At 75.1% G+C, this 4,050-nt stretch carries 4 protein-coding genes and 1 pseudogene; 4 read left to right on the forward strand and 1 reads right to left on the reverse strand.

The annotated features are described in order from the left end of the window. A pseudogene (locus tag AB0F18_RS38775) lies at positions 1-285 on the reverse strand (hypothetical protein); the annotation flags it as partial. Positions 286-561: 276 nt separating this feature from the next. On the opposite strand from AB0F18_RS38775, the gene AB0F18_RS38780 reads away from it, so the two are divergent. From AB0F18_RS38780 to AB0F18_RS38795, 4 genes are all read left to right on the forward strand, one after another. After that, positions 562-1,569 carry an NUDIX domain-containing protein gene (locus AB0F18_RS38780; protein WP_362070143.1) on the forward strand — a complete coding sequence of 336 codons (1,008 nt, stop codon included), beginning with the start codon at positions 562-564 and terminating at the stop codon, positions 1,567-1,569. A 95-nt stretch (positions 1,570-1,664) separates the two neighbouring features. Then, on the forward strand, positions 1,665-2,399 hold the full coding sequence (locus tag AB0F18_RS38785) for an SDR family oxidoreductase (protein WP_362070134.1): 735 nt from the start codon (positions 1,665-1,667) through the stop codon (positions 2,397-2,399). A 110-nt stretch (positions 2,400-2,509) separates the two neighbouring features. Beyond that, positions 2,510-3,094 (forward strand): hypothetical protein, encoded by a 585-nt coding sequence (locus AB0F18_RS38790; RefSeq protein ID WP_362070137.1) that lies wholly within the window; start codon positions 2,510-2,512, stop codon positions 3,092-3,094. Between the two features lie 117 nt (positions 3,095-3,211). After that, positions 3,212-4,050 (forward strand): class I SAM-dependent methyltransferase (locus AB0F18_RS38795; protein ID WP_362070140.1); only part of this gene is annotated, 839 nt, incomplete at its 3' end.

Raw genomic sequence — 4,050 nt, forward strand, 5'->3', positions numbered from 1 at the left:
GAGATGTTCGGTGCGGACCCGGTCCAGCAGACCGGGCGCGAGCCGGCCGCCGCCCAGCAGGCCGGTGTCCAGCAGGTGCGCGGCCGCCCCCGTCATGTCCTGCGGCTCCGGCGCGGGCCCCAGCGGGAGCCCCGGCACCACCGGCGGCCGGGGTGTCCACGCCGTCCGGGCCGCCGCGGGATCCTGCCGCGGGGCCTCGACGGGCGGCGTCGGCCGTACGGTCACACACCCGGCGGCCAGCATGAGGACGGGGACCCAGAGCGGGAGGGAGAGGCGCGACGGCATCCGCCCACCCTGCCGTACCGGAGCACCGTCCGGCGCCCCCGCTCACACGGACGGGTGAGTGCGGGGCCGCATACGTGGTCGGACCAGCGACTTTCACATCGCCAGCCCGCACGACGGACCGTATCAAGATCGACATAATCGGGCAATAAGGAGGGAGTGGAAGGTATACGGGTGGTAAAGCGGAGCCGGCCCCGACCACCCGCCGGCCGCCGTAACCCGAGGGTCGCGGCCGCTGTTGCACAGGCGGCGGACCCACCCACGGTGATCGGAGTGACCATGCCCCAGCTGACCGACGACCCCGGACGGGCGGGCACGTGGATGACCCCGGCGGAGTACGGGGCCTCACGGGCCGCCCTCTGGGCGGGAGCGGTCGTCCTCGTCACCGACACCGAGGGGCGGGTCCTCGTCCAGAGCGTGGACTACCGCCCCGACCGGCTGCTGCCCGGCGGCGCGGTGGACGCGGGGGAGGCGCCCGCGGCGGCCGCCGCCCGCGAGGTGCGCGAGGAACTCGGGGTCGACGGCCGCTACCCGCGCGGGCTCGCCGTGGACTGGATCCCCGCCGGCGCCCCCGGCTTCCCGCCCGAGATGCGCTTCCCCGGAGAGATCCTGCACGTGTACGACGGCGGCACCTGGGCCCCCGACCGCATCGAGTCCATCCGGCTGCCCGCCCAGGAGATCACCGGCATCGAGTTCGCCGAGCCCGCCGACCTGCCCGCCCTGATGGAGCCGGGCGACGCCCGCCGCGCCCTGGCCGCCCTCCGGGCCCGGATCAGCGGCTCCGGGCCCGCCCTGCTGGAGGACGGCCGGCCGACCGCCCCCACCGCCCTCGACCGGCTCGGGGTCCTGCGCACCCGCCGCGTCCCGCAGCACGGCACCTGGCTCCCCGGGCCCGTCCCCCCGCACCTGCCCGTGCGCGATCACTCCGGCTGGCTCTTCGCCCCCGACGGCCGGGTCCTGCTGCTCGTCGCCCGTGCCACCGGCGCCGCCCACCTCCCCGCCCCGAAGGCGGAGCCCGCCGTGGCCGCCCTGCCGCTCGGCTACCGGTACGCCGACCGGGGCGCCCTGGCCCGTACGGCGGCCCGCCTCACCGGGCTCTCCCCGGCCGGGGACCCCGCGTACGCCCGGCTGCTGGCCACCCCGGAGCAGGTGCGGGAACTCAGCGACTGGGGCCCGGCGGGCCGGCAGGAGGTGGCGGCGGTCCACGCGGCCCGCACCCAGCTCGGCCTCCCCGTCCCGCCCCGCATCCCGCCCACCGAGCTCCCCGAGCGGGGCCTGCGCTGGTGAGCGGCCCCCGGAGGTGACGAACGGGCCCCGCGCCCGGGGATTCCATGATCCACACCTGAGACCATGTGTATCGACCACACACCGGGAGCGCCGACATGACACTTGAGGACCATCGCGTCGTCATCACCGCAGCGGGACGGGACTTCGGCCGGACCTTGGCCCTCCGCTTCGCTGCCCGGGGGGCGGAGGTCCACCTCTCCGCCCGCACCCCCGAAGCCGCCGCACGCGTCCGCGAGGAGATCATCGGCCAGGGCCACGACCCCGCCCGGGTCCACGCCCACGCCTGCGACCTCACGGACCCGGCGTCCGTCCGCGCCTTCGCCGCGGCGGTCGCCGCCCGCAGCGGGCACATCGACGTCCTGGTCAACAACGGCGCCCGCTACCAGCACGGCGCGGACCTGCTCTCGGCCTCCGACGAGGACGTGGTCGAGACCCTCGCCTCCGGAGCCACCGGCACCGTCCTGGTCACCAAGGCCTTCCTGCCGCTGCTCCTCGGGTCGGCCAAGCCGGACATCGTCACCATGGTCTCGGGCTGCGGCGAGCGGGGGAACCAGCGCTCCGAGGCCCACGACTCCTTCTACGCCGCCAAGAGCGCCCAGGCCGGCTTCACCGAGACCCTCTCCCGCAGGCTGCGCGGCCAGGGGGTCCGGGTGATCTCCCTCTACCCGCCGGACTTCGACAACCACGACCCGCTGTCGCCGGCCTGGGAGGAGGCCCCGCGCACCGCGCAGGACCCGCTCACCGCCCAGTCGCTGGTCGACTGCGTCTTCTTCGCCATCGGCCAGCCCCGGGACTGCTTCATCAAGTCCTTCTACTTCGAGCAGGTCTGAGGCCGTGGACACGAGCCTGGGACGGATCCCCGACGCGGACGCCCTGCCGCCGGAGCGCTGAGGCCGCCCCCGGCCCCCGGGCGGCCGGGCCGGTCGTGTGGAATGGGGGCATGGGGACCAGCGAGACACAGACGAGCGGGATGCCGGGGGGCATCCGGGAGACGGCGGGGGTACGGCCCGCGCCGGGGCAGCGGCGGCAGCCCGCCGGACAGCCGGAGGCCGCCCCGCCTACGGGGCCGAACGCCCCCGACCGCTGGCGCTACGCCCGCCACCTCGACCGTCTCGCCGCCGCGGGGGCGGCCGGCGTCGCGGGCGAGGCCGGGGCCGTGGCCGACGTCCTGCGCGACCCCGACCCGGTGATGGCGCAGAGCGCCGTGGTCACCCACCTCGACCGCCGGGCCGTACGGCTGCTGCCCGGCGCCGCGTTCTGTGACTGGGCCCTCGCGCTGCGCGCCGTACTCGAAGGGCACGCCTTCCCGGCCCGCCGGCTGCGCGAGTGGACCCTCCTCAAGGCGATAGAGAGCGGCGGGAGTTGGTCTGCGGCGGAGCTCGCGGCCGCCTCCGACTGGTGCCAGCGCACCGCCGCGCAGTCGCCCGCCTCCGACGAGGCGCTGGCCCTGCTGGCCGCCTCTGCCCGGACCCGCCGCGTCCGCAACACCGCGGCCCGGAGGCTGCACCGGCGCGCCACCCTCTGAACGGAATGATCAATGCCTCCCGACTTCTCGCCATACGGCTGTTCGGGGTTTAAGGTCGGCTTACCCGGCCGGGTATCAGCGTTGAACCGATGCCATTCCGCTGGAGGATGACTCTCCGTGTCGCACGTTTCACAGGCTCCCGTCACCACCCCCGACGCCGAGCCCGCTCTGCCCGCACCGCGCTCGTTCGACGAGGTGAAGGGCTGGTTCTCGGCGTATGACCAGGTGCTCTTCGACTGGTTCCTGGCCCGTCAGAACGCCTCCGCCGATGCGCCGGGTGACATCCTCGAACTCGGCGCGTTCATGGGCAAGAGTGCGATCTTCCTCGCCGGATACCTGCGGGAGGGCGAGGAGTTCACCGTCGTCGACCTCTTCGACTCGCCCGCGCCCGACGACAACAACCTCGAAGAGGTCCGGGACTCCTACCCCACCCTCACCCGGCGCGGGTTCGAGGCCAACTACCTGGCGTTCCACAAGGAGTTGCCGACCGTCATCCAGGCCCCGACCTCCGTCGTGGCCGACCGGGTGCGGCCGGGCAGCTGCCGCTTCGTCCACATCGACGCCTCCCACCTCCACGAGCACGTCGTCCAGGACATCGCCTCCTCGCGGATCGTCGCCGCCCCCGAAGCCGTCGTGGTCTTCGACGACTACCGATCCGCCCACTGCCCCGGCGTCGCGGCCGCGGTGTGGGAGGCGGTGGCCACCGGCGGGCTGCGGGTGATCGCGGTGTCCGCCTCGAAGCTGTACGCGACCTGGGGCGATCCGGAGCCCCACCAGGCGGCGATGCGCGCGTGGCTGGACGGGCGCACCGACCTGTGGCACGGCGTGGACATGGTGTGCGGGCGGCCGCTGGTGCGCATCGGCGACCACGGCGTGGCGGCCCCGCCCGCCCCGGTGCCGCTGAACGCCCCGGCCGAGCCGGCCGGAGCGGTGAAGCCGTCGCCCGCCCCGAAGCC

Origin of the sequence: Streptomyces sp. NPDC029216 (assembly GCF_040648015.1) — a bacterium.
Lineage (GTDB): Bacteria > Actinomycetota > Actinomycetes > Streptomycetales > Streptomycetaceae > Streptomyces.